3 protein-coding genes are annotated in these 2,557 nt (G+C 65.5%); all 3 read right to left on the bottom strand.

Annotated features, from left to right (window positions below; genetic code table 11):
- Positions 1-1,239: glycoside hydrolase family 32 protein (locus ELR45_RS28680; RefSeq protein WP_165368194.1), on the bottom strand; the 1,239-nt coding region annotated here is incomplete at its 3' end.
- Positions 1,240-1,305: 66 nt separating this feature from the next.
- Positions 1,306-2,235 (bottom strand): carbohydrate ABC transporter permease, encoded by a 930-nt coding sequence (locus ELR45_RS28675; protein WP_129669355.1) that lies wholly within the window; start codon positions 2,233-2,235, stop codon positions 1,306-1,308.
- Between the two features lie 9 nt (positions 2,236-2,244).
- Positions 2,245-2,557 (bottom strand): carbohydrate ABC transporter permease (locus tag ELR45_RS39465; RefSeq protein WP_205857458.1); only part of this gene is annotated, 313 nt, incomplete at its 5' end.

Raw genomic sequence — 2,557 nt, 5'->3', positions numbered from 1 at the left:
GCCGTCGGTGACGGTCAGCGGCCCTCGTTCGCGAGTTGTGATGGCTTCGGACGATAGTGTCGACCTGCTTCGGTCGAGAACGAGCTCTTCCGCGGCATGATCATAGCGCACGATCGTCGACTCGCGACCAGCAGGATCGCTGAGCACATGCAGCTCGACGCCATGGCCACGCGACACGTCTACGGTCAGCTCGACCCATGCGTGCGCACCGTCGGAGAGGAGGCTGTCGTGTTCACCGGCCGCCAGCTCCACCCGCTTGTCGAGAAGTAAAGTGGTCCGCAGGCCAGAGGTCTCTGCCACGGGCCCGCTGCACAGGGCGCCCGACTCGTCGATCCATACCTCCCGTGGCAACGTGAGCGCTCCGGACCAGCCTTGATGCATCTGTCCTGCCGACGTCTGGGTCTCCTGTATCCAGCCCCACATCAGCGTGCGGCCAGCGGCGTCGACGGTCACGGCGGGCGCATAGAAGGCGGAACCATGGTCGACGATGTCGACACCGGACTCCTTGAATGCGTCGCCTTCGCGCCGGCCGGAGAGTGCCACGACTTTCCGGCGGCCCACATCGGAGTCATCGTGGACGGAGACGATCAGGACATCGGCGTCGAGACCGCGAACCAGCTGTGGGCACTCCCACATGATCCCGGTGTCCATCGGGTCACCAGGGTTGGCGAGCCCGCGATGGAACACCCCTGTGCATTCCCAGTCGACGAGGTTCGCAGACCGATAGTGGTAGACGATGCCGCCAGAACGATGGCTGCCCGAGCCCACAAGTTGGTGCCAGCCGTCATCCTCGCGCCAGACGAACGGGTCCCTGAACCCTTCGGTGGCCTCGGAATCGGGCGGGCCTGGGACGACGGGGTTGGCATGGTGGGCGACGAGCTGCCGGAGGCCGGCCGTGGCTCGGGCCAGGCATGTGGACTGAACCAGCTCATCGCCGACGTTCCGGACTCCGGTGTAGATGGCCAGAGGAGCGTCCCCGCCGTCGTCGACCATGCAGCCCGAGAAGCAGCCGTCGGTGTCCGGCCCGCCCGTCGTCGGCCGAAGGGCGATGGGCAGGTGCCGCCAGGTCACCAGGTCGGTGCTGACCACGTGCCCCCAGTGCGGAGCGTCCCAAGACGTCGAGAACGGGTTGTGCTGATAGAAGACGTGGTACTCGCCGCGCCAGTGAATCAACCCGTTGGGGTCGTTCAGCCAGCCGGAAGGCGCGGTGATGTGGGCACGCGGCCGAGGGTCTAGCATGAAGTGGTTCTCCTTGTTCGGTTGGGTGTGACCCGATAGTCGAGCGTGTGGCTAGGCGCGTTGACGTCAGCCCTTGAGGCCGCCTCGCATGAGACCTTCGACGACGAATCGCTGGGCGATGATGAAGAGAGCCAGCACGGGCAGGAACGAGATGACGATGCCCGCAAGGACCACCGAGATCGAGCCGGTTCCCATATAGCCCTGGAGATTCACCAGCCCGAGCGGGAGCGTGAAATTCTCCGGCGAGGACAGGAAGATGAGCGGACGGAAGAACTCGTTCCAGTGGAAGTTGAACGCGAGGATGGCGACGACGGCCAATCCAGGCTTCGCCAGTGGCAGGTAGACGCGGAAGAAGATCTGCCATTCACCCGCGCCGTCGATCGCGGCGGCCTCGGCCAGCTCGATGGGGATCGTCTTGAAGTACTGGCGGAGCAGGAACGTCCCGAAGGCGGTGGGCCACGCCGGGACGATGAGCGCTGCCAAGCTGTCCGCCCATCCGATCTCGGTGATGAGGATGAAGATCGGGACGATGGTCACCTGGATCGGCACCATGATGGTGGCAAGCACGAGACCAAAGAGGAGGCCGCGCCCGGGGAACTTCAGCCGCGCGAACGCATAGCCGGCCAGGCTGGCGGTGGCCAGCTGACCGAGGACGATCGCGACCGAGACGATGACGTTGTTCGTCAGGTAGTTCGTGAACCGCGATACCTCGAAGACCTCGCGGTAGTTCTCCCACGCGAAGTCGGTCGGCAGCCATTTCGGGGGCAGCGTGAACGACTCTGCCGGTGTGCGCAGTGATGTGCTGAATGCCCACACCAACGGCGCGAGCATGAGAACGGCAGCGCCGATGAGCAGCGCTAGGGTCAGGTAACGCGTGACGCGGTTGTCGGGTTTGCCCGGACGGCCGTCCCGGCGCCGGCGCGGCCGTCTGTCCGATGCGGTCGGCGGCTCCGCCCATGGGTCGGCGGTCTGAGGTGGGGAGGTGTTGAGAGCCATTGTCGCCTCCTACTGGTAGTGGACCCAGCGGTTGCTGAGGCGGAACTGGACCGCGGTCAGCAGCATGATCACCGCGAACAGGACGACCGAGATGGCCGCGGCATATCCCATGTCCAGGTTGCGGAAAGCCGCGTCGTAGATCGCCATCACGACGGTGCGGCTGGAGTCCCCCGGGCCGCCGTTCGTCATGACGAACGCCTGGTCGAAGACCTGCATCGCGCTGATGAACCCCATCACGCTGGCCACCAGCAGGGACGGGCTCATCAGCGGGATGATGACGCGTCGTACCCGGGTCCATCCGTGGGCGCCGTCGATGTCGGCG

It is taken from the genome of Phytoactinopolyspora endophytica, from assembly GCF_004138495.1.
GTDB classification, from domain to species: Bacteria; Actinomycetota; Actinomycetes; order Jiangellales; family Jiangellaceae; genus Phytoactinopolyspora; species Phytoactinopolyspora endophytica.
This window is presented reverse-complemented; position numbering and strand designations above follow the sequence as displayed.

Bases quoted from the DNA above. Each gene is read 5' to 3' on its own strand.
- ELR45_RS28675 (WP_129669355.1), bottom strand. From the start codon at position 2,235: ATGGCTCTCAACACCTCCCCACCTCAGACCGCCGACCCATGGGCGGAG.